14 protein-coding genes are annotated in these 23,053 nt (G+C 60.4%); 3 read left to right on the top strand and 11 right to left on the bottom strand.

Going from position 1 to position 23,053, the window contains the following annotated elements; all coding sequences use genetic code 11:
• The first annotated feature begins 50 nt into the window (after positions 1-50).
• Positions 51-995, top strand: coding sequence for an NAD(P)-dependent oxidoreductase (locus OF385_RS06400; RefSeq protein ID WP_264277510.1), 945 nt, complete (start codon positions 51-53; stop codon positions 993-995).
• Positions 996-997: 2 nt separating this feature from the next.
• Here OF385_RS06400 and OF385_RS06395 read toward each other — a convergent pair whose 3' ends face one another.
• The 5 genes from OF385_RS06395 to OF385_RS06375 are packed head-to-tail and all read right to left on the bottom strand — an operon-like array spanning position 998 to position 6,669.
• A complete protein-coding gene (locus OF385_RS06395; RefSeq protein WP_264277509.1) occupies positions 998-2,140 on the bottom strand; it encodes a cysteine desulfurase family protein in 1,143 nt (380 codons plus the stop codon).
• Positions 2,137-3,003, bottom strand: coding sequence for a carboxylating nicotinate-nucleotide diphosphorylase (gene nadC / locus OF385_RS06390; RefSeq protein ID WP_264277508.1), 867 nt, complete (start codon positions 3,001-3,003; stop codon positions 2,137-2,139). Before nadC ends, OF385_RS06395 begins: the two co-directional genes overlap by 4 nt.
• On the bottom strand, positions 3,000-4,622 hold the full coding sequence (locus OF385_RS06385) for an L-aspartate oxidase (protein WP_264277507.1): 1,623 nt from the start codon (positions 4,620-4,622) through the stop codon (positions 3,000-3,002). Before OF385_RS06385 ends, nadC begins: the two co-directional genes overlap by 4 nt.
• Positions 4,619-5,899, bottom strand: a complete 1,281-nt coding sequence (gene nadA, locus OF385_RS06380) for a quinolinate synthase NadA (RefSeq protein WP_264277506.1) — start codon at positions 5,897-5,899, stop codon at positions 4,619-4,621. Before nadA ends, OF385_RS06385 begins: the two co-directional genes overlap by 4 nt.
• Positions 5,900-5,943: 44 nt before the next feature.
• Positions 5,944-6,669 carry an NUDIX hydrolase gene (locus tag OF385_RS06375; protein ID WP_264277505.1) on the bottom strand — a complete coding sequence of 242 codons (726 nt, stop codon included), beginning with the start codon at positions 6,667-6,669 and terminating at the stop codon, positions 5,944-5,946.
• Between the two features lie 162 nt (positions 6,670-6,831).
• Here OF385_RS06375 and OF385_RS06370 point away from each other — a divergent pair, with 162 nt between their 5' ends.
• Complete coding sequence (locus OF385_RS06370; RefSeq protein ID WP_264277504.1) at positions 6,832-7,536, top strand: alpha/beta fold hydrolase; 705 nt, start codon at positions 6,832-6,834, stop codon at positions 7,534-7,536.
• 33 nt (positions 7,537-7,569) lie between these two features.
• On the opposite strand, the gene OF385_RS06365 is transcribed toward OF385_RS06370, so the two are convergent.
• Positions 7,570-8,349, bottom strand: coding sequence for a helix-turn-helix transcriptional regulator (locus OF385_RS06365; RefSeq protein ID WP_264277503.1), 780 nt, complete (start codon positions 8,347-8,349; stop codon positions 7,570-7,572).
• An 84-nt stretch (positions 8,350-8,433) separates the two neighbouring features.
• Here OF385_RS06365 and ilvD point away from each other — a divergent pair, with 84 nt between their 5' ends.
• Complete coding sequence (gene ilvD / locus OF385_RS06360; RefSeq protein WP_264277502.1) at positions 8,434-10,356, top strand: dihydroxy-acid dehydratase; 1,923 nt, start codon at positions 8,434-8,436, stop codon at positions 10,354-10,356.
• Positions 10,357-10,442: 86 nt separating this feature from the next.
• On the opposite strand, the gene OF385_RS06355 is transcribed toward ilvD, so the two are convergent.
• The 5 genes from OF385_RS06355 to OF385_RS06335 all read right to left on the bottom strand — a co-directional run bounded on the left by OF385_RS06355 (position 10,443) and on the right by OF385_RS06335 (position 22,979).
• Positions 10,443-18,272 (bottom strand): hypothetical protein, encoded by a 7,830-nt coding sequence (locus OF385_RS06355; protein ID WP_264277501.1) that lies wholly within the window; start codon positions 18,270-18,272, stop codon positions 10,443-10,445.
• 729 nt (positions 18,273-19,001) lie between these two features.
• A complete protein-coding gene (locus tag OF385_RS06350) occupies positions 19,002-19,883 on the bottom strand; it encodes an ABC transporter ATP-binding protein (RefSeq protein ID WP_264277500.1) in 882 nt (293 codons plus the stop codon).
• Positions 19,880-20,980: a FecCD family ABC transporter permease gene (locus OF385_RS06345; protein ID WP_264277499.1), complete on the bottom strand. Its 1,101-nt coding sequence runs from the start codon at positions 20,978-20,980 to the stop codon at positions 19,880-19,882. Before OF385_RS06345 ends, OF385_RS06350 begins: the two co-directional genes overlap by 4 nt.
• Positions 20,977-22,107 (bottom strand): FecCD family ABC transporter permease, encoded by a 1,131-nt coding sequence (locus tag OF385_RS06340; RefSeq protein WP_264277498.1) that lies wholly within the window; start codon positions 22,105-22,107, stop codon positions 20,977-20,979. Before OF385_RS06340 ends, OF385_RS06345 begins: the two co-directional genes overlap by 4 nt.
• Positions 22,104-22,979, bottom strand: a complete 876-nt coding sequence (locus OF385_RS06335; protein ID WP_264277497.1) for a siderophore-interacting protein — start codon at positions 22,977-22,979, stop codon at positions 22,104-22,106. Before OF385_RS06335 ends, OF385_RS06340 begins: the two co-directional genes overlap by 4 nt.
• Positions 22,980-23,053 lie beyond the last annotated feature (74 nt).

Genomic DNA, 23,053 nt, shown 5'->3' with positions numbered 1-23,053 from the left:
TTGATCAATGATTTTTTCGGCCTTGCCGCCTCACGACAAAGGAGTTGCTGATGAATGCACCAGCCCCGAACCACACGCCCAACGTTGGAGTCATCGGCCTCGGAGCCATGGGCCGGCCGATGGCACGGCTCCTCGCGGAGCACCATGGTGTTGTCACCGTTGCCTCAAGCCGCCCAGAAAACGACGTGCTGCAAGGCCTCCGCGCAGAAATGCCTGAAGGCAGCGAAACATCACGAATTCAGTGGGCAGAGAATGCAGCCCAGTTGACAGCGGCTTGCGATGAAGTGCTTCTGATGCTTCCTGATCTTCCGCAGATCATCGAATGCCTGGAATCCGAGGACGGGCTACTAGCCGGGCTGGACCAGCGACTCTCAGATGCCGCCCCGCTTCTGCTGATGATCGGCTCGACCTGCTCAGCCCCCGGGGTGCGGCAGCTGGACGAAGACCTCACCGCACGTTTCGGCGAGCGCATTGCCGTGGTCGACGCCCCGGTCTCCGGCGGAGAGGACGGCGCCAAGCAAGGATCACTATCAATCATGCTCGGCGGTTCAGGTGAACTCTGCGAACGAGCCGCCACAGCGCTGGCGCCCTGCGGCACCCCGGTACGCCTCGGAGAGCTAGGAGCCGGACAGGTTGCCAAGGCCTGCAACCAACTAGTCGTCAGCGCCACGATCTTCGCGCTGGGCGAGGCGTCGGTACTCGCCGAACGTTCCGGGCTGGACCTCCAGGACATGTGGAACCTGCTGGGGCACGGTTACGCCGCCTCGCGGCTGCTTGAAAGCCGCCAAGATCGATTGGTCAGCGGGGATGACTCGCCTTCCGGAGCTATCAAGTACATGCGCAAGGACTTGGCAGGGGCCGACGAGATCGCGGAATCCACCGGAACTAATACCGTCTTGCTTCCCCTGTTGCGCCAGGCCATCGACGAGGTCATCGAAGCGGGGCTCGGCGAGAGGGACATAACGGTGACCAAGCGCTTTATCGCTGGACGCTAGGCTCAGGCCACCAGGGATTTCACGGTAGCCACCACGGCGCTGGCCACCTGGCTGATCTCGTTTTCCTTGGTGCCCCGGGTAAAGGACAGCCGCACCGCGGTATGGGCGAGCTGCTCTTCATAGCCCATGGCGGTGAGCACGGCCGAGGGATCGGTGCTGCCGGCCGAGCAGGCCGAGCCCGATGAGCACAGCACCCCGCGGCGTTCGAGCTCGATGAGCACGGTTTCCCCTGCGGTGCGCGGGAATACGAAGGAGACAATGCCGCCAATGCGTTCTTCGCGGTGGCCGGTCACCTTCACGAGCCCGGGGGCCACAGCGTCCAGCTCCTTGCTGATCCGATCGATGAGATACGGTCCATAGCTGTCCCCGGCCCCGGCCTTCCGTTGTTCGGTACACAGCTGCAGCGCCCTGGCAATGCCTACCGCGGCAGCCGGGTTTTCCGTGCCCGAGCGCAGGCCGCCCTGCTGGCCGCCACCGTGCAGCAGGGGAAGAATCGTGCATTGGCTGCTGGCGTAGAGAACGCCGCTGCCCTTCAAGGCGCCGATCTTATGCCCCGAGAGGCTCAACAGATCCACGTTCCGGGCCAGGTCTGCGAGGTCCATCCATCCGGCGGCCTGCACCGCGTCGGTATGCATCAGCGCCCCGGCGCCATGGGCCAGCTCTGCCAGTTCCCTGATCGGCTGGATGGTTCCGACTTCATTGTTCACCGACATGACCGAGACCAGCGCGACCTGGTCATCGATCAGATCCCTGGCCGCGCGAAGATCGATGATCCCGGATCCATCGACCGGGATCAGCCGGTGCGTGAAGCCATGGACGCTGGAGAGATAGGCGCAGGCTTCGAGAACCGCAGGGTGCTCGATGGTGCTGCTGACAACGACTTTGCCCCGTGGATTGGCCAGGGCCGAGCCGATCACTGCGGTATTGTCCCCCTCGGTGCCGCCTGAGGTGAAGTAGATTTCCCTCTCGTCCACGCCCAGTTGGCTGGCGACTTGGGTTCGTGCCCAGTCGTTGGCTCTTTTGGCTTGGTGGCCCAGCTCATGCAGCGAGGCAGGGTTACCGAAGTTGCCCGTGAGCAGCGGGGTGACGAGGTCGAGTACTTCTTGGCGGGGCGGGGCGGTGGAGGCCGCGTCCATGTAGATCATGCAATAACCATATCCAAGCCCAGGTCGATGGCCCGCACCGAGTGGGTGATCGCGCCACTGGAGATGATATCCACTCCGGTCTGCGCGATAGGACCGACGGTGGCGGCGCTGACGGTGCCGCTGGCCTCGATGATTGCCTGCCCGTCAATGAGCTTGATGGCTGCCGGAAGATCGGCCAGGTCGAAGTTGTCCAGCATGATGACATCCACCTTGGCGTCAAGTACCGCGGGGATCTGTTCGATCCGGTCCACTTCGACTTCCATGGCCGTGGTGTGGCCCAGCCGGGCACGCACAGCTTTCAGAGCCCGGGTGAGCTCTTCCCCCTCACCGAGCAAGGCCAGGTGGTTGTCCTTGGCCATGAAGGCCTCGGAGAGGTTGTCCCGGTGGTTCACTCCTCCGCCGCAGCGCACCGCATAGCGTTCCAAGACGCGAAGGCCGGGCGTTGTTTTCCGGGTATCGGCAATCCGGGCCTTGGTATGCGACACAAGATCCACCAGTTCGCGGGTGGCCGTGGCGATGGCGCTCATCCGCTGCAGCAGGTTCAGTGCCACACGCTCGGCGCTGAGCACCGAAGCGGCTGGCCCCTGAACGGTGAGCAATTCATCCCCCGCCTCGAATTTTTCGCCATCGGCGACGATCTGGGTGACCGTGATGTTTCCGTTCATCATCGTCATGGCGCGGGCAAAGACCAGGCCGCCGGAGAGCACTCCCGGTTCCCGGGCGCTGACCACGGCGGTTGCCTGGGCGTTGGCCGGCACGATGGTATCGGCGGTCAGATCCCCGCGTGGATGATCCTCAGCGAAGGCCATCTCTAGGATGCGGTCGATGGCTGCCTGGGGTACCGGTTGGATTGGCTGGTTCACGCGTTGACTTCCTTGTTTTCAAACTGTTGATTCATCGGCTGCGCGGCTTCAAGCCTCCAGCCGTACCGCACGTTATTTTCCGCGGCGCCTTCGCCATTGGCGTCGACCCGGTGGTGTGCGCCCAGGGACTGGGTCCGTTGGCGGGCAGCGTAGGCAATCATGCGCGCGCAGGTGTAGAGATTGTCCAGTTCCGCCAGTTCGCGTTCGCCTTGGGCTACCGGCGTGCTGGCGTCGAGCACTGCCACGAGTTCTTCGAGCCCGGAGCCGGTGCGATAAACGCCCAGGTGCTTGTTGGCCAGCGCCTTTAGCTGCGGCAGTTCCAGGGGTGCTCGGGTCTCGGGTGCCGGCAGCTGGTTCACCGCAAGATCATCCAGCGCGCAGGCCTGCCCCGGTGCATCGGTTGCCATGGCGTGCACGGCTTTCCGGGCGAACACCATGGCTTCGAGCAACGAGTTGCTGGCCAGGCGATTGGCCCCGTGCACCGTGGTGTTGGCGCATTCGCCGGCGGCATAGAGCCCGGGAACACTCGTGCGCCCATGGGTGTCGGTGTGGATGCCACCCATGGCGTAGTGCTGCGCAGCCACCACCGGAATCGGGGCCAGCGCCATGTCGAGGCCACTGGCTTCCAGGCGTGCGGTGATCGAGGGGAACCGCCGGGCCAGGAATCCTTCGCCATGGCGCGTTTCCACGGCGCGGGCATCAATCAGGACCTGGTGGCCTGCTTGATACTGCGCATGGATCGCTCGGGCAACCACGTCACGGGGCGCCAACTCGGCTCGCTGATCAATATCAGCCATGAAGCGCTGCCCCAGTTCATTGATCAGGACCGCTCCTTCTCCGCGCACGGCTTCGCTGATCATGCCCGCCTCCGGGTAGAGCTGTGGATCGACCAGGGTGGGGTGGAACTGGATGAACTCCATATCGCTGATCACAGCCCCGGCACGGGCAGCCAACCCGATGCCGTCGGCCGTGGCGCCATGGGGATTGGTGCTGGCCTCATACAGGGAGCCCAATCCGCCGGTGGCCAGCAATACTGCGTCGGCGGCCAGCTCTTGGGATTGCTCGTGGTGCAGGTAGCGCACGATGCATGGGCCGGAAGCGCTGAACTGCAGGTCCGTTACCAGCGCATTCTCGAGGATTTCAAGGTGCCCGGCTTGTCGGGCTGAACGCACCGCCTGCCTGAGCGCAGCCACGAGGCCCGCGCCGGTCGCGTCCCCTCCGGCATGGAGGATCCGGTGCGCGCTGTGAGCCGCTTCAAGGCCCAACTGGTAATTTCCCGATAAGTCCCGATCAAACTGGACGGCGTATTCTTCCAGGGTGTCCACCAGGTCAGCAGCGGAACCACACAGTTCCTGGACCGCCAGCTCCCCGCCATGCCACGCACCGGCACGCAAGGTATCGGTGATGTGGCTTGCCACGGAATCTCCGACGGCCAACCCTTGGGCGGTTACCGCGGACAGGCCGCCCTGGGCACAGGTGCTGTTGCCATCGCCCAGGTCCAGCTTCGTCAGCAGGCGCACCCGCGCACCCAGACGCATGGCTTCCAACGCCGCGCACAATCCGGCGACGCCCGAGCCGATGACCACCAGCGTTCTCGGGCCGAAGGCTGCCTGGTTCATGGCTTGGCTGCCAGCATGCGTTCCAGGGCGATTTTTGCGTCGCCCTGCTGTTCGGCGGGCACCGTGATCTGGTTGACCACTCGGCCTGCCACGAGTTCTTCGAGCACCCAGGCGAGGTAGCCGGGGTGGATGCGGTACATCGTGGAGCAGGGGCAGATCACCGGGTCCAGGCAGAAGATGGTGTGCTGCGGGTACTGGGCTGCCAGCCGGTTGACCATGTTGATCTCGGTGCCAATGGAGAAAACGGTGGGCTCGGTGGCAGCGGCAATGGCCTTCTGGATGTAGTCGGTGGAACCGGCTGCGTCCGCGGCATCAACCACCTCCATGGGGCATTCAGGGTGCACGATCACCTTGACGCCGGGGAATTCCTCGCGGGCCTTGGTGATTTGCGCCGGGGTGAAGCGCTTGTGAACCGAGCAGAATCCGTGCCACAAGATCACCTTGGCATCCTGCAGGGTCTGCGGATCGTTCCCGCCCAGTTCCTTGCGCGGGGTCCACATCGGCATCTGTTCCAGCGGCACGCCCATGGCCTTGGCGGTGTTGCGCCCCAGGTGCTGGTCGGGGAAGAACAGCACCCGCCGCCCACGTTCAAAAGCCCACTCCAGGACGGTGGCAGCATTCGATGAGGTGCAGACCAATCCGCCGTTGCGCCCGACAAAGGCCTTGAGCTCTGCCGAGCAGTTCATGTAGGTCACCGGGATCACCGGCAGCCGCCCGTCATCATCTTCCTGCGCATACAGCGCGGTGAGTTCATCCCAGCAAGCCTGGACGCTGGGGCCGTCGGCCATATCAGCCATGGAGCATCCGGCGGCGAGGTTGGGCAGGATCACCGACTGGTCATCGCGGCTGAGGATATCGGCGGTTTCAGCCATGAAGTGCACGCCGCAAAAGACGATCGCTTCGGCTTTGTCGCGGGTCAAGGCGGCATTGGCCAGCTGGAAGGAATCGCCCACGAAGTCCGCGTACTTCACCACTTCGTCCCGCTGGTAGAAGTGCCCGAGGATGACGGCCCTGTCCCCCAGGGCCTGCTTGGCTGCCACGATGCGCGCATCAAGCTCGGCGTCGCTGGCCTTCAAGTATTCTTCGGGAATGGAGCCCTGCACCGGGTACCCTGCTGGGATCTTGTCCTCTTGGGAGGCGCCTGGGCCGTAGCCGGCAGGAGTGTCCCATGGATTGGCGGCGAGGTCCGTGGAACAGGTGGAGCCGGGGGCCAAGAGGTTCAGCCGGGTGATGTTCTGGGCGACAGATTCGTTGCTGCCGGTGACTTGGGTGCTCATGGTTTTCCATTTCTAGGGAATCAAGGTTGAAGCTGGAGAAAGTTCTAGGGTTGCGCTGGATCGACTTCCAGCGGGTCGGGTCCGTGGCCTGCATAGCGATAGAGGCGAGGCGGGCGGTGCTGTCCACCGGCAAGGTATTCATCGGTGGCCTCGATGGTGGCGGTATTTTTCAGCGTGCGCCGGAAGTTCGCCGGGTCCAGCCTCCTGCCCAGGATCGCCTCGTAGACCCCACGCAGGGCTGCCAGGGTAAATCGCTCCCCCAGAAGCCGATGCGCGATTTGCCCGTATTCGGTCTTGTTGCGTAGCCTCCACAGCGCGTAGTCGACGATCTTGCGGTGATCGAACGCCAACTGGGCAATTCCCGGATCATCGATGTCGAACCAGGCCACGTTTTCGTCCTGGACCGTTGCCCCAACTTGGTCTGCGTTGAGCAGGGCAAAGTAGGCGATGGTCACCAGACGATGAGTAGGTGACCTGTCGATGTCGCCGAAGGTGTAGAGCTGTTCGAGGTAGCTCGGGCGCAGGCCGGTAGTTTCGGCCAGATTCCGCCCGGCTGCCTGGCCCAGGGATTCGCGGGCATCGACCGGCCCTCCGGGCAGTGCCCACAATCCTGCGTGCGGTTGGCGGATTCGGCGCACCAGTGGCAGGCAGAGCTTGTCCGGACCCCCGTCCTGCCCTTCCCTGATGCCCAGGATGACCGTCGAGACGGCCAGGGCGGGTGGGAGGTTGCGGCGTTCGTTGACGTTCGCCCATCCCGGTGCCAATGACATGTTCTTTCTGCCTCATTTCCACTGCGCCGAATATCGTTAGAGTCATTGTGACATTAAGTCGTGGGCGACACTAACTCCGGTCCTGGAATCAACTGCTGATGGCCTATGATCTAAGGCATGACACTGGATCTGAATCTTCGAGTGATACGCACAAACGCTGAGGTGAACGGCCCCTCCGCACTGCTCATCCATGGCTTCGCCTCATCCGGCGAATTGAATTGGGAGCGTTCTCGATGGCTGAAATATTTCACTGATGCCGGACGCAACGTACTGCTCGTGGATCTCCCTGGACATGGCAACAACCCCCGGCGCAATGTCGGAAGCTGGGCGCCAAGCCAGATCCGCCAGGCACTGGCCGCCATCGTCATGGAATTGGAAGAAGGACCGGTGGACGTCATCGGCTATTCGCTGGGATCCCGCCTCGCCTGGGAGTTCGCGGCATTCAACCCCGACCTGGTGGAGCACCTTGTGATCGGCGGTCCGGGCGCCGGAGACCCATTGGCCGCGTTCGAGCTGGCCCAGGCCAAAGCCAATGTGGCCACCGGCGAGCCGATCAACGATGACTACACCGCCACCATCATGAAGATCGCTGCCGCGGAGCCGAGCAACGAGCTGGATGCCCTGTTTGACCTCATTGAAGCGATCAAGACCGAACCCTACGATCCCGCAGCGAAAGTCCCCTCGGCGCCAACGCTTTTGGTAGCTGGCGACCAGGACGATCTGGCAACGACAATGCCGCGCTTGCGGCGCTTGCTCAAGGATGCGGGCACCCCCAACGAGGTGCTGTGGCTGGCCGGACGCAATCATGCCAACGCAGTGACCAGCCGCGAATTCAAGGAGAAGGCGCTGGCGTTCGTGGGAAGCTGAGACAACTTGCGGCAGGCTCCAGACAACAGTCGACTAGAGCGGAACGTACATCAGCAATGTCAGGTCCGGCGCTTCGGCCGGGGTGAGGTTGTGCTGCTCGTACTTGGTGAGCCCTATAAGGGGATGACGGAAGAGCCGCTCCCCGGTTTGGAAGCCCGCGACATCCCGTTCATTCCAAATGGCTGCGAACTGAGTTGAAGCTGCCGAGACTCGCGCGACTATTCCCGTTTCTCCCGATGGGCTGAGCCATCCTCTGGTTTCTGCACGGAAGCTGCCCACAAATCCCCGGCTTTGCTTTTCCCAGTCGGGCAGCATTTCCTGCAGCTGGTCATCAGTGAACACGAGCCACAACAGGTTTCGGTCCTCAATTTCCACGGTGCTGATCCGCGGATACAGCTGCGCGTACTCGGCGTTCCAGCCGATGATGGCCCAGTCGGCTGAGAGCAGGAAAGCCGGGAAATCCATCACGTCCAGCAGGCGCTGCAAGGCAGGGGTCATGGCACTGGATTCTTCCGGTGCCACTTCGCCGTGCCCTGCCAAGGACAGGAGATAGCTGGTTTCGATGGCGCTCAGGCGGAAAAGGCGTGCAAGCGATAGCATCACCTGGCGCGAGGGGTTGATGTCCCGCGCTTGCTCCAGCCACGTGTACCAGGTCGCGGATACCCCGGCCAGGGTGGCGACTTCTTCGCGGCGCAAACCGCGCACCCGGCTTCGGCCAACCTCCGGCAGTCCGTGCGATGCCCTGTCGGCCCGTGCACGGCGGTCCTTGAGGAATGCCGCCAGTTCCTCGCGACGGCGCTGACCTGCGTTCATAACCAACCCTCATTATCATGGTAGTAGTACTACTAGTATCGTCACCGTCTGGGTTTAGGAGCAAAATTGTGGTGAGATTCTAAAATGACCACACTTCGTTCACACACCGTTACCCATGGCCGCAATATGGCAGGCGCCCGCGCATTGTTCCGCGCAGCCGGCGTTAATGGCGCAGATCTTGGCCGCAAGCCAATCATCGCCGTGGCCAACAGCTTCACCGAGTTCGTTCCCGGACACACCCACCTGCAGCCGGTAGGCCGCATTGTTTCCGAGGCCATCGAGGCTGCCGGCGGCATCCCCCGCGAATTCAACACCATCGCCGTCGATGATGGCATCGCCATGGGCCACGGCGGCATGCTTTACTCCTTGCCTTCCCGCGACCTCATCGCGGACTCCGTGGAATACATGGTCAACGCCCACTGCGCCGACGCGCTGATCTGCATCTCCAACTGCGACAAGATCACCCCCGGCATGCTCATGGCCGCACTGCGCCTGAACATCCCCACCGTCTTCGTCTCCGGTGGTCCGATGGAAGCCGGACGCGCCACCTTGGTTGATGGCACCGTGCGCACCTTGGACTTGGTGGATGCCATCTCTGAAGCAGTGAACGAAAAGGTCTCCGATGCAGACCTCCTGCGCATCGAAGAGTCGGCTTGCCCAACCTGTGGCTCCTGCTCCGGCATGTTCACCGCCAACTCGATGAACTGCCTGACCGAGGCCATGGGCCTGTCCCTGCCGGGCAACGGTTCCACGCTGGCCACCCACACCGCCCGCAAGGATCTTTACCAGAACGCAGGCAAGCTGGTAGTGGATATCGCCAACCGCTACTACGGCGAGAGCGATGAGTCGGTGTTGCCGCGTAGCATCGCCACCGTGGAAGCCTTCGGCAACGCCATGGCCCTGGACATCGCCATGGGCGGTTCCACCAATACCATCCTGCACCTGCTGGCCGCCGCCCGTGAGGCCGGCGTGGACTTCGGCTTGGACGAAATCGACGCAGTCTCCCGCCGTGTGCCTTGCTTGGCCAAGGTCGCGCCGAACGCCGCTGGAGCCGGGAAGATCTACTACATGGAAGATGTCCACCGTGCCGGTGGCATCCCGGCCATCCTCGGCGAGCTGCGCCGCGGCGGGCTGCTGGACGAAACCGTCCACACTGTACATGCAGCCACCTTGGGTGAATGGCTGGACAAGTGGGATATCCGTGGCGGAAGCGCCAGCGACGAATCCCTCGCCCTGTGGCATGCAGCCCCAGGCGGCGTGCGTTCCTCGACCGCATTCTCGCAGTCCGCCCAGTGGGAAACGCTGGACACCGACTCCGAGGCCGGTTGCATCCGTTCGGTAGAGCACGCCTATTCCAAGGACGGCGGCTTGGCTGTGCTGCGCGGCAATATTGCCGTGGATGGTGCCGTGGTGAAGACCGCTGGCGTGGACCCATCGATCTGGACCTTCACCGGCCCGGCAGTGGTCTGCGAATCACAGGATGAAGCAGTGGAGAAGATCCTGAACAAGCAGGTCAAGGAAGGCGACGTTGTTGTCATCCGCTACGAGGGTCCTAAGGGCGGCCCGGGCATGCAGGAAATGCTCTACCCGACCTCCTTCCTCAAGGGACGCGGCTTGGGCAAGTCTTGCGCGCTGATCACTGACGGCCGATTCTCCGGCGGCACCTCGGGCCTGTCCATCGGACACGTCTCGCCCGAGGCAGCCTCCGGCGGCATGATCGCGTTAGTAGAAGACGGCGATACCATCTCCATCGACATCCCGACCCGCGAGCTGACCCTGAACGTCTCCGAAGAGGTCTTGGCCGAACGCCGCGAGCGCTTGATCGCGACCACCGGCTACCGCCCGGCAAACCGCGAACGTGTGGTCTCCCCTGCGCTGCGTGCCTACGCAGCCATGGCATTGTCTGCCGACAAGGGCGCGGTCCGCGACGTTGATCGCGTGGAGCGCGCACTGCGCGAAGCCGACGAGCGCGAAGCCGCGGCAGCACGCGCAGGTGTCCAGGCCTAGTTGAATTACTGCTGAAAGCCTCCAGCACGCAGCGAATGCCGGATCAGCCATGTGGCTGATCCGGCATTCGCTGTGTTACCGAGGGACTACTGGGTCCGGCGGCGGTAGCGGAGCAGCATCAATGCTCCTGCGATGATGATCATCGAGGCCGAACCCACCAGCCACAACAATCCTTCATCCATGCCCGTTGCGGCCATTGGTGTTGGCCGGGCCGGCGGTGCTGCAGGTGGTTCCGGCTCAGCCGGGGGCGCAGCCTGCGGTGCTTCGGAGCAAACTTCCACGTCTGCCGAATCCGAGTTGTTCTCATCTTGCGAGGAGGATTCTTCAACGGTGGCGGTGTTGGTCCACGTCTGGCACTTGCCGGCCACGCCAGCCAGGTCCATGGTGTACGTGAACTTCTTGCTCTTCTCGTCGGCGGTTACGGTGCCCAGTTCCCGTTGCTGGTCTGGGTTGGCGTAATCGTCAAGGACGGTCACTTTCTCGTCATGGACTTCAGTGGCTTTGAAGTCCAGCGGTGCGGCGGCGCTGACTGTCTGAGCTTCCCCATTCTCATCACTCCAGCTGACGTTCACCAGGTTCTCCTGACCGGAGTAGTCAGCTTCAGCTACTGGCTCGTCAAACGAGCAACTGTAGTTCAGCGTGCTGGTTTCCCCAGCTGGGATGGTGATCTTGCCATCGCTCAGTCCTTCTATGGTGCAAGTGGCTGATTCCAGCGAGATCTTGTCTTCGACAAGGACTTCGGTGTCCTTGAAGTCATTCGGATTCGCTACGGTAATCTCGCCATTTACGGTGAATTCACGATCTTCATAGCCCTCCAGCTTGGCCTCAACGGTGTATTCGGCTGTGGCTTGCCCATCAGCTTCGACCTTGAATTGCGTCTGCTTGGCATCCTTCAGGACCGACCAATCGTAGTCCCGCAGATACTGGGCCTCGGCGCTCTTGGCCACCACCAGCCCCTGCTCGATGCACACCTGCAAATCAACGCTCGATTCGTCCATGCCATTGCCATCCGTGTCTTCGTGGACGGCTGCGGTATTCGTGTAGACAGTGCAAGTCCCTTCCTCAGGTTCAAGGATGAGGTCGTACTCGAATAGTTGTGGCGACTGCATGACGTGCACCTCACCGAGAACCTTCGGCTCTCCTTCGGCATTTGTCATGTCATCGGTGACGGTCACTGTCTCATCGGTGATTTCATCCGTCTCAAAATCAATCGATGCTTCAGCGCTGACTTCCCGTCCTTCGAAGCTTGCTGTCACGGTGTTGACGGCTCCTTCAAAGGCATCGGTGGTCAGCCAGCTGGCGAGGTCGCATTCATACCGGGCCCCCAAGTTTTCTCCGGCATTTATGACAACTTGCAGGCCAGCTGCAGCTTCGTCGGCATCTTGCGCATCAATGCGACAGGTGACGCCTGCGGTGTTGACTTGATCGGCCAACGTAGCGGTGATGGAATCAAAATCATTTGGATTCGATACCGTCACCGTTCCAGATAGCCGCAAGTTCTTCTCGGCTACCCCAGTGCTACGAGCTTCCACACTGTAGTGGGCATTGAGCGTGCCGTCCTCGTTGTATTCGACCCGGCTTTGATCCAGCTGCTTCTCAATTGCCCATTCGTAGTCCAGATCCACCAATCCTTCAGCGGTCTTTTCCAGTCCCAGAGCCATCTGTCCGCACAGGGTGACAGTCGTGGAATCTTCCGCACCAGTCTGCTCAATCACTGCGGTGTTCGTGAATTCGGTGCAAGTACCGGCCTGTGCCTGGTGACGCAGGGTGTAGTCGAAGTCAATCGGGGTGCCTTCGGCATTCCAGATTGCTTCACCCAGGATCACTGGCTCATCAGGATTAGTCTTGTCATCCACGACGGTCACCTGCTTGTTGGTTTCCTCGTCCAACAGGTAGTCCACAGGGACTGTGGCGCTGGCTGTTGAATCCTCGCCCCATGTTGCAGTGACCGTATTGCTGCCGGAGAGCTCTTTCGGTTCTCCCGCGCAGCTATAGGGCAGCTGTACCGTGGCACCCATGCCGTCGTCACCAACGGGCAACGGAACCTGCAATCCTTCAGTTTGCGGGTCGCTGTCTTCGGCCTGGATTGAACAGGTGACGCCTTCGATGCTGATTTCGTCAGCAACGGTCGCAACGGTGGATGCAGATTCGAAACGGTTCGGGTTGATCAGCGTGATCGTACCGTGAACTTCATGTGCCGAGTCCTCCACACCTTGAGGCAGCGCCGAGACGGTGTAGGAGAAGTCAGCCGTTCCATCCTCGGCCACCGTCACTTCGGTGCGATCGACCTTCTTCTCCAGGTCCCAAAGGTAGGTCCTATCGAAGCTGGCTTCCGCGTCCTTGGCCACCAGCAGGTCAAGCAAGCCACAGACTTCGACGGTGACTTCGTCTCGTGGATCCTCTCCTGCCTGGATATCAACCCATGCCGTGTTTGTGTAGCTAGCGCACTGTCCGGCTGGTGCCTCGTGCTCCACGGTGTATTCGATGGACACTGGCGACTCGTCGACACTGACGTTCCGCAAGAGCACCGGCTCGTCAGGGTTCGATTTATCGTCCCACACGCTCACTTCGCGGTCGGTTTCGACATCAAGCGCAAAGTCGATTGGCACCTGGGTGCTCGATTCGCGTTCATCTCCCCAACTGACCGTTGCCGTGTTGGTGCCGCCGCTATAGGAGGAAGAATCCACCCCGGCGGTGACATCGCAGCTGTAGCCGACGTCTATGCTGCCATTGGCCGGTATGGTGACCGCGGGCTGCGACGTGGTGCAAATGATGCCATCCAAATCCACGGTGTCCTGGACGGTGGCGTCAATGCTGGTGTACTGATTCGGGTTGGTGATAGTGATGACACCGTCGAGCATCCATCCCGAGTCCTGGTATCCCGTGTTCTCGACATTGATCACGTAGTTGATTGGCGCTGAACTTCCGCCATCGACGGTGACCTTGTCGTCCTGGCCTTCGGCGAGAGACTTTTCAATCTCCCACTGATGGGTTCGATCGTAACTTGCCTCAACGCTCTTGCTGATTTCCAATGCTGCCTCGCGGCAGGCCTGGGCAAGTTCGTTGTCCGTGGCAGTGAATCCGTCGTCGCCGGTAAGGGTGGCGACATTTTCAAAGACTTGGCAGGTGCCTGCTTCGTCTACCGTCCAGGTCACGGAATAATCCCGGCTCTGTACGCCATCTTCGACATTGACTGTCCACGCAGGATCGAATTCAAAGCGGCTGTCAGTGATGGTGACAGTGTCGTTCAGCGGTGTCTGGGACCAATCGTCCTCGGTGATCTCGACCGTGGCCGAGTCCTCCCCGTTGACCGTGATCAGAGCTTGGGCGTCCCAGAGAACTGTTGCGGTGTTGTGGCCCTCATAGGCCGGCTGGGACTCGAAGGTGCATGAATAAGTCATGACCCACTGCGCTCCTGCCGGTATCACGGTCTGGAACCCCGGCTCTTCGGCAGACATGTCGGCGACGGCTTCACCCTTCACCGAAGTGATGGTGCAGGCTACTTCCCCGCCTACATCAGCAAAATCCTGGACCGTGACTGGCGCGTCTTGCCAGTCGTTAGGGTTGCTGACCGTGATCTCGCCGCTCATTGCCCAATTGCCATCTTCATGGCCTTCAGGAGTCACGGTGACCCGGTAATCGGCAGTGACCTCGCCGGTGTGCGGATTTGCTGCCAGCGGTTCGCCGGAAAGCAGCTCCTTTTCAAGTCCCCAGATGTAGGAACGGTCGAAGGAGGTGACAACGTTCTTGGAGATGTCCATATCCGCTCCGGCACACACCGTGGTGGTGGCGGTTGCGGTATTTTCTTCCCCTTGCTCCGTTGCTTCGTTGACCGCGGCGGTGTTCGTGAAGTCGGTACACCTGCCGGCCTCTCCCTGGAGCTGAACATCGTATTCGAAGGTCACCGGCGAATCCTGGACGGTGGCGGTGCCTAGCGAAACTTCCTCACCGGGAACTGTCTTGTCATCAGTGACCTCAACGCTGTCATCGGTGAGCTTGACCTGCTCGAATTCGAACTCCACAACATCCTGGGCCTGGCGTTCCTGGCCCCAGGTCACGGTAGCCGTGTTGTCGTAGACCGAGCTGATATCGGTACCTTCCGGTATCGAGCACTCGTAATCAAGCACGATGCTTTGCCCGTCTGAGAGCACTACCTGGAAGCCATCCATGGATTCATTCTCGTCAGCTCCGAGTATCGTGCAGCTGGCCGAAGGGATGGAAACCAGGTCCGTGACGGTACCGGTCAATTCACCAACTTGGGTATTGGGATTGGCAATGGTGATGCTTCCCGATACCTGCTTGGCTGAATCCTGCGCGTCGCCAGCGGTGGCTTGCACCGTGTAGTGCGCGGTCACCGAGCCATCGCCGGCCACGGTGAATCGACTTTGATCTACCTGCTTCTCAACTGACCAGTCGTAGTCCCTTTCGTAGCTGGCGTTGACGTCTTTGGTGATCGTCAGATTCTTCTGATCGCAGACGCTGACCTCTTGGGAGTCGCTGGCGTCTTCGCCTGTCAGCACCGCCCATGCGGTATTGGTGAAGATCAAGCATTCGTCCCTTGGCACTTCATACGTCGTCTCGTATTCGAACGTCTGCGGAGCATCCTCATGATGAACCGTTCCCAAAAGCGTAGCTTCGCTTTCGGGGTCCGCATTGTCATCGAAGACATCGACGGATTCGTCAATAGTCTCATCGAGTATGAACTGGATCGGCACTGCCTGGCTTTCGGCTTCCCGGCCGCTGCCCCAGGCGATGAACGCACGAGTGCTGTGGCCGATGTAGTCCGATTCGGACAATCCCGAAGCATCACAACTGTAAGTGACAACGGCAGAATCATTGCGCAGCACCAGCTGCTGAGTGCCGTCCACATCGGGATTGCCGTCCGCTACGGTGACAGTGCAGACAGTTCCGGCAATATTCTCGAAGCTGACCGTGACTTCGATATCCTCGAAATCATTCGGATTAGTCACGGTGATGCTGCCCAGGATTTGCTGGGCCGAGTCGACGTAGCCGGTGTTCTGAACGGTGGCCGTGTACTTGACAGTGGCCGTGCCGTCTTCGTCTACCACCACATCAGGCGATTGCCCGTCAGCCAGGTCCTTGTCGATAGTCCACAGGTAGGTTCTGTCGTAGGACGCGGTGATCTCCTTGGTAACCGTGAGTCCTGCCTGGTAGCACCCTTGGACCTCGGCGTCATCGCTCTTGACCAGCTGGTTGCTCCCGGTAATGGTGGCGGTGTTCATGAAGCTCTGGCAGGTGCCGGCTTCGTCCACAGTCCAGGTGTAGGTGTAGTTCCTGGTCTGCTGGCCATCGGAGTAGCTGATGATCCAGGCCGGATCGAATTCATGCAGCGGATCGGTGACGGTCACCGTTTCGTTCAGCGGTGTCTGTGTCCAGTCGCCCGCATCCACGTCAACCACCTCGGTGGCGCTGGCTGACGGCGTGGAGGCTTCGCTGGCGGACCAGGTGACCTCAGCGGTATTGCTGCCTTCGTAGTTCGGCTGCGATGTGAAGGTGCAGCTGTAGGTGAAGGTCAGCGTTTGCGAGGCATCCAGTGTCGTCTGGAAGCCCGGTGCGGTCGGATCTGCATCCATCGTGTCCGAGTCGCCGGCAATGCCGACCACCTGGCAGATTGCGCCCCCGCCAACATCGACCTGGTCGGTGACGGTCACGTCAACCGATTGCCAGTCGTTGGGGTTGGATACGGTGATGGTTCCGCTCATGGCCCAGTCACTGTCCGAGTAGCTTTCGGGCGTGACGGTGACCGAGTATTCAGCGGTGAATTCACCGGTTTCCGGATCTGCGGTGAACGGCTGCTCGCCCAGTGCGTCCTTGACGATGCTCCAGTCGTAGCTGCGGTTGAAGCTGGAAACGACCAGCTTCTCGATACTCAGGTCCTGGCCTATGCAGATTTCGACCGTGGCATCATCGGTCAGTGTTTTCCCGTCATCCGTGGCGAGGCTGGCGATGTTCTTGTAGTCGGTGCATTGCCCGGGCACGCCGTCCCATTCGATGCTGTAGGCGAAGGACTTCGGACTGTCCGCTACCGTGACGGTGTTGCCGCCCTCGATGCCCGACAGGTCGATTTCGCTGTCGGTGACGGTCACTTCCGCATCGGTCACGGTGGGCGTAACTGACGCGAAGTCGTAATCCGCCGAGGCGCTGGCCTGGCCATCCGTGCCGTAGTAGTCTTCCGCATCCCACGTTGCCGTGACAGTGTTGGTGCCGGCGCTGCTGGCGGTGGTTCCCTCGGGCAGGTCGCATTCGTAGGTGAATGACGAATCGCCTGGCTGGATGGTCAGCGGATTCGCGGTCGGTGATCCGCCAGCGGAGATGACGCAGTTGGCGCCGTCGAGCTGGTCGACCAGGGAGACCCCAGTCATCGCCGTGTCATTCGGGTTCGTCACGGTAATCGTGCCGGACAGCTCGAAGTTGCTGTCTTGGGCTTCGCTGGCGGTGGCGACCACGTTGTAGTCGACTTCAACTCCGGTTGCCGTCGCCTTCACCGTAGCTTCCTGTCCCTCGGCCAGGGACTTGACCAGCTCCCAGTCGTAGTCGCGGTCATAGGATGCCTGAACATCCTTCTGGAGCGTAAGCTCCTCGTAGGTGGTCTTTGTGTTGGTGAAAGTGCAGGTGACTTCATCGTTGTCGACCAACTCGAAGGTGATGGACGAACCGCTACGAGTTGCAGCGGCACCGGTGCAGGTGATATCCGACAGGTTCCATCCCGCTGGCAGGCTGTTCTCAGTGACGGTTACGGTGGACGGTGCCACGGTGTAGGTGACACGATCCGGCAAGTTCGCACCTGTATCCGCATCGGCACTGTCGTCGAGGTTGAATGACGTCGAATCGTTGAATCGGTCCTCGGCGAGGGTGAAAGCGAAGTCCGTGCCATCGGCAGGTACTGCGTCCTTGATGATGGTCACGAAGCCCGCTTGGACCGCACCTGCCTGGATCTGGTTGTCGCGTTGGCCAATGGACTTGCAGTTCAACGATGAAATCACGACATGGTACGGCGAACCGTTGATTGATGAAGCGCCGGTGCCTGGACCATGGTCCAGCTCGGAAGCAATGTGCGCATCGAATAATAGGGTGACATCTGTTTGGTCACCGTCCTCGCCGTCAACCATCAACGTGATGTATACGGTGTCGACGCGGTCATCCCCGCTGCCTTCGTCAACGGTCCACTCGGCGATAGTGGCTCCCGTCACGGATTCGTTGATCAGGTAGTCGTAGGCCCATTTTCCGGCCTGCTTGACCTGATACTTGATAACCAGCTCGTTCTCGCCTGCTGGCAGGGTCATCTCCAAGCGCTGGTGCACGACGCCGCCTTCGTAGAGGCCGTCGTGCACGTTGCCGTTGGCATAGTCCGTCATCGCGTCGGACTTCTGCATAAAGGTCTCGACCGAACCCTTGCCCTCGTTGTATTCGCAGATTCTCGGTTCCCCTGGTTCAAGTGCCTGAGTGGTTATCGGCTCGTTGGCCGCCGATGAGGATTCAGCAGGATCTAATGACTCGGGAGTTTCGGCCTTCGGCTGCGCAAGCTTCGGTGAAGACGTGTCTTTCAGATTCTTTTCCGGCTGGGGGGCAGCAGATTCCACGAGTTCTGATTTGGGCGCCGGCTTTGTAGTTTCCACCGCTTTCGGCTTGTCCGGTTTCTCTGATTCCGGTACAGGTGCCGGGGCAGGCTCGGGTTCTGCCGCCACTTTTTCTTCTGGCGCCGGAGCCTCGGTACCCTTGTCTGTTTCAGCAGCTGGCTGCTTTTCCTCCGAGGTTGCCTTGGAGGATTCGTCGGCATCGGCTTCAGATTCCTTCGTGGTCTCTGTGGCGAGTGACTTGGCCGAATCCTCGGCATCAGTTCCCTGCTCTGCGGCCGATGCTTCGTCTCCAACAGAAGTTTCGGCAGCAACTGCCATACCTGGAATCATTATGGCAAGGCACAAGGCCAGAGAAGAAAACACCGCCAAAAACGGTTTAATTAGTTTTTTTGAAATTAATTGGTGGCGCAAGAATGGTACAAAGGCGCCACGCCTTTGATGCTTAGACATTTCTCCCCCAACAGGAATGTCTGCGGCAAATCATCCGGCGCGGGTATGATTCACCAAAATGATCATACGAGTATAGGGTTCTGACCTGAATCTTAAAATGGCCATACCCCGATTAAGCCACCCCATGCGGCTCAACAATTTAGGATTAGTCCCCAATACATCTAAAGATGCGAAACGATTGCGAGTGTTTCAATGCGTCTTCAAATCCCCCAATTCGAGACAACGATATGGCGATAGACTACGCTCACTTTGAGGCTTTTGCCAGCAAATTAGAGGAAAAAAATCAGTGGGTAATTGAAAGATTCATTGGATTTCCAGCGTCACGGATCAAGTGCCCAAGTCGAACAGGCATTTCTATCTGCCGTCGAGAACAGCTGGTCTCCGCATAGAACTCTGCCTGACCTTAATCTGGTCCAGCATGGACCGATCCAGCGGCAACACCTTCACACTGCATGTTGCCGCCCAGGGCTTACCACAGCGGGTGATCGAGGCCGCGGTCGGTGCTTCCCGAACGGACGCTGTGCGCACATGGTGCGGGAGGAGCACACCCGCGCTTTCTCACCCGGTAGCTGCCAGTCGATCTAGGTAAGCGACTGCTTAAAAAATTCGACGTGAGGCTGGAACAGTTACCATCATCGGGCCACCGGTGACGGGGTCCGGATGAATCTCGCAGCGAACACCAAATGCTGCCTCAAGGCTCCCACCGGTGATAACTTCATCCGGAGCACCACTGGCCAGTACCTTGCCCTCATGCATGAGCACCACCCTATCGGCGTAGCGCATTGCCTGATTAATGTCGTGCAGCACGGCAATGACCGTTTTTCCGGCATCACGCTGCGAGGCGAAGAGATCAAGTAAATCTACTTGGTGCGCAACGTCCAAATACGTCGTCGGTTCATCTAGGAGCATGATCGGGGCCTGCTGCGCCAGGGTGGTGGCTACCCACACTCGCTGACGCTGGCCTCCGGACAGTTCGGAGAGTCTGCGCGTGGCCAGTTCAAGTATCCCCGTCGACATCAGGGCCTGATGCACTGCGGCTTCATCGCCGCTACTGTGTTGCGCGAGTAGACCCTGGTGCGGAAAACGCCCGCGCGAAACCAATTGAGCGACTGTGATTCCAGACGGTGCCACCGCCTGTTGGCTCAGTAATGATACTTCGCGTGCGTAGGCTTTGGGCTTGAAGGCGTCAAGGGCCACGCCTCCTAGCAGGATTTGGCCCGCGGATGGTTTCAGGAGACGGGCCATGGCGCTGAGCAACGTAGATTTTCCGCAGCCGTTGGGACCGATAATCGCCGTGAACTTGCCCGGCTCAAAGGACAGGTCCAGTGAATCTATCACGGGTTTTCGGTCGTATCCCAAGCGCACACCTTGTACCTGAAGCCGCCGTGATGTCTCCGAATCGCGGTACTCAGTGGCATCCGGGGCGCCGGAGACTGCGCCTTGCTCGTACGGCCTTTGTTCCGTATCCAGTTTCTTCACGAACGGCTCTCCCTTATCAACAACCAAATCAAGTACATCCCGCCGAGGCAAACTGTCACGATGCCGACCGGCAATTGAACAGGCATGAATGCCACGCGAGCCACGGTGTCGGCTAGCACCAGGAGCAAAGCACCCAGGCAACCAGCCGGGACCAGGTCCAATTCGGCCCTGCGGGTCAGCCGGGCGGAAATCTGCGGGGCCACGAGGGCGACAAAAGCGATGGGACCTGCAGCGGCCGTGGTCACTGCTACCAGGCCGACGCCAGCGATGACCATCGCCACGCGCAAGAGGCTTGTGTTGACCCCCAGCGACGTAGCCAAGGCATCGCCGCATTCCAATATCCGTGCCTGTCGTTGCAGCAGGATCGCCATCGCAGAAAACAGTGCGATGCCCACCATGGACGGGCCCAGAACCGTATTGCTGACCGAGTTCAATGATCCGGAGCCCCAGACGGCGGCCGACATCGCCACCTGGCGTTGGGCGGCCAAAAGCATGAAGGTGTTGGCCGAGGCTAGCATCGCCCCCACACCGATACCCACCACTATGAGCCGAAAACCACTGGTCCCTTCTCGGTTTGCAATGATGAACACCATGGCGGCAGCAAGCAATCCGCCAAGAATGGATCCCATGGCAATCTGCTCTGCGCTGGCGGTGGTAAATAACATGAGGGCCAACGCTACGGTATAGGCGCCGGAACTGAATCCGATCACATCGGGGCTACCTAATGGGTTGCGCGTCAGAGACTGGAACAACGCCCCAGAAATTCCGAGGGCGAATCCGAAGACCAAGGCCAATAGCACCCGGGTTAATCGCCAATCACGCACAACTACGTCATAACGACGCTCCGAGTTTCCCAACAGGGCCGGCAGAAGCTGGTCAAAGGGAACACGGATGTCGCCCAAAGCCAACGAGATGAACCCGGTCAATAGCGCCGCCACTGCCAACAGGGCGGCGACCATCGCCGAGGCACGGTCAACACGCCAGGTCCACCGGCCCAGCTGCAATTTCATTTCCCGACGGCCGGTAGGAACAACTATTGGCTGGGCGACCTCAGGTTCCGCAGGATGAGGCGGATCCATCACGCCGTTGATGCTCACAGCGCGCTCGCTTTCTTTCGGCGGGCCAAAATCAGCAGCACAGGGGCCCCGACGAAAGCGGTGATGATCCCTGCAGACACCTCGGTCTGGGGAAGGATAATCCTGCCCAGAATGTCCGAACCGAGTAGCAGGACCGGTGCGAGCACCGTGGAGAAAATCAGGATCCAACCCTGGTGGACTCCAAAGAGCCAGCGCACCACATGCGGAATCATCAATCCGACAAACCCTATCGGACCGGCCAACGCAGTAGCCGCTCCGCACAATAGTGTCACCGCGGTAATCACCGCAATACGCACCGGTGCGATTCGAACGCCCAAAGCCTTTGCAGGAGCATCACCCAGGGCGATCGCGTTCAGCGACCGTGCGCAGAACAGTGAAATGAGCAATCCCACCGTGACAAAAGGAGCGATCACCATGACGGTGGACAGCTCATGTCCATTGAGGTTTCCGGCCGCATAGACCCGCATCATGTCAAAGATCTGCGGCCTAAGTAGGACCAAGGCCGTAGTGATTCCGGAAAGCACCGCACCGAAGGCGACACCAGCCAGCACCAAGGTGGCAGGATCTGCATTACGCCCACGCCGCGACAGCGACAAGCCATACACTGCGAGGGTGGCGGCCAAGGCGCCGGCCAAAGCCCACCAGATCGAGGCGATGACTGACAGAGAACCCAGGAGGAAGCTGGCCGTGACCAACGCAAATTGCGCTCCGGCGTTCACCCCGAGAATCCCGGGATCAGCTAGCGGATTGCGAGTCAATGCCTGAATCAGCGCACCTGCGACGCCTAAAGCGATTCCCGCCAGAACGCCCAGGACCGTGCGAGGGATTCTCAGCTGCCGAACGACCTGAGCTTCTTCGGAATTAAACGATGGTTCGACGATGCTGCGCCACGCCACCGAAGGGTCTATTTGCCGGCTCCCAATAGCCAATGAACACACTATGGTGAAGGCCAGAAGCGCCAGCAGGCCCACAAGCCACGCAAGTTTTGCCCCGGTGGAATCCACCAGCTTGCCTCCGGCCGCGAGTTCCCCAGCGCCCTGCGTGGCACTGGCCTGGACCTGCGGGCCAGGGGCACGTAGTGGTGAATCTCTGATGTGGCTACGTTGCGCGATGCTCACCACGCTCACAGCCCGAGACGTGCAAGTTCAGATTCGTAAGCAATGAGCGCCTCGTCCTGGTCGTCAAAGCTCTCCCACAGCGCATCCAGGGACGATTTGGTTGAAGCATCCAGGGACTCCCATCGTTCGCGCCATTTTTCAGCCTCTTCCACCCAGTAGCCAATCACCTTGTACTGGGTGTTGGGCCAACGCAATTCGCGATGCAGCATCTTGCGAATTTCGCGCAATGCCGCGGATTGGCCGGCCACCCATACGTAGGGCCGTGGCTGGTCTTCGCCCAGCCGTTCCACTACCTTGCGTGCGACCTGCGGAAGAACGCTGGGCCCGACCCCATTGCCGGCCACGATCCACTGGACCGCAAGCTGAGGCAGGAAGCTGAGATCCAGGCGGGATGATTCGTCGGGAATTTCCACCACAAGCTCGGTACGCATGCGGGCATCACCGAGTTCAGCAATGCGCACGGCTGCCGGCAAGCCGGTCAGGTCGCAGATCAATACCTGGGATGTCGCATCTGCCGGGCAGTCATAGAGACCGGTGGGAGAATTCAACCCAATCCGGTCCCCCACACGAGCATCAAGTGCCCAGGCGGCAGCAATGCCGCCCTCATGAACCACAAAGTCAATTTCAATCCAACCTTCGCCGGCATCACGAATGGTATAGGTGCGCATTGGAGCATCGGGCTGCCCCTCGACGGTGCGCCAGGTATCGCCATCTGCCACCGGCAGGCTCAACAGGTTGCGATCTTCGGTGTGCGGGAAGAAGAGCCTGACGTACTCATCGCCAATGCCGGTACTTGTAAATCCTTGGATGCTGAAGCGCAGGCGTTTCAGGGTGGGCGAGAGAAGATGCGTGGATTGAACGGTAGCTTCAAAGATTTCCATTGACTGCTCCTTTTTCTGCGATGCACCGGTGAGCCTAGGAGTCCGTCGATGCTTCAGTGTCTGATGTGGGCTGG

This window comes from Glutamicibacter sp. JL.03c (assembly GCF_025854375.1).
Taxonomy (GTDB): Bacteria; Actinomycetota; Actinomycetes; order Actinomycetales; family Micrococcaceae; genus Glutamicibacter.
The sequence above is the reverse complement of the archived record's forward strand: the minus strand, read 5'-3'. Positions and strand labels throughout refer to the sequence as shown.

Excerpts from the sequence above, each read along its gene's own strand:
- OF385_RS06400 (WP_264277510.1), top strand. The coding sequence starts at position 51 with ATGAATGCACCAGCCCCGAACCACACGCCCAACGTTGGAGTCATCGGC.
- OF385_RS06395 (WP_264277509.1), bottom strand. The coding sequence starts at position 2,140 with ATGATCTACATGGACGCGGCCTCCACCGCCCCGCCCCGCCAAGAAGTA.
- OF385_RS06385 (WP_264277507.1), bottom strand. The coding sequence starts at position 4,622 with ATGAACCAGGCAGCCTTCGGCCCGAGAACGCTGGTGGTCATCGGCTCG.
- nadA (WP_264277506.1), bottom strand. The coding sequence starts at position 5,899 with ATGAGCACCCAAGTCACCGGCAGCAACGAATCTGTCGCCCAGAACATC.
- OF385_RS06375 (WP_264277505.1), bottom strand. The coding sequence starts at position 6,669 with ATGTCATTGGCACCGGGATGGGCGAACGTCAACGAACGCCGCAACCTC.
- OF385_RS06365 (WP_264277503.1), bottom strand. The coding sequence starts at position 8,349 with ATGAACGCAGGTCAGCGCCGTCGCGAGGAACTGGCGGCATTCCTCAAG.
- ilvD (WP_264277502.1), top strand. The coding sequence starts at position 8,434 with ATGACCACACTTCGTTCACACACCGTTACCCATGGCCGCAATATGGCA.
- OF385_RS06355 (WP_264277501.1), bottom strand. The coding sequence starts at position 18,272 with ATGGCAGTTGCTGCCGAAACTTCTGTTGGAGACGAAGCATCGGCCGCA.
- OF385_RS06335 (WP_264277497.1), bottom strand. The coding sequence starts at position 22,979 with ATGGAAATCTTTGAAGCTACCGTTCAATCCACGCATCTTCTCTCGCCC.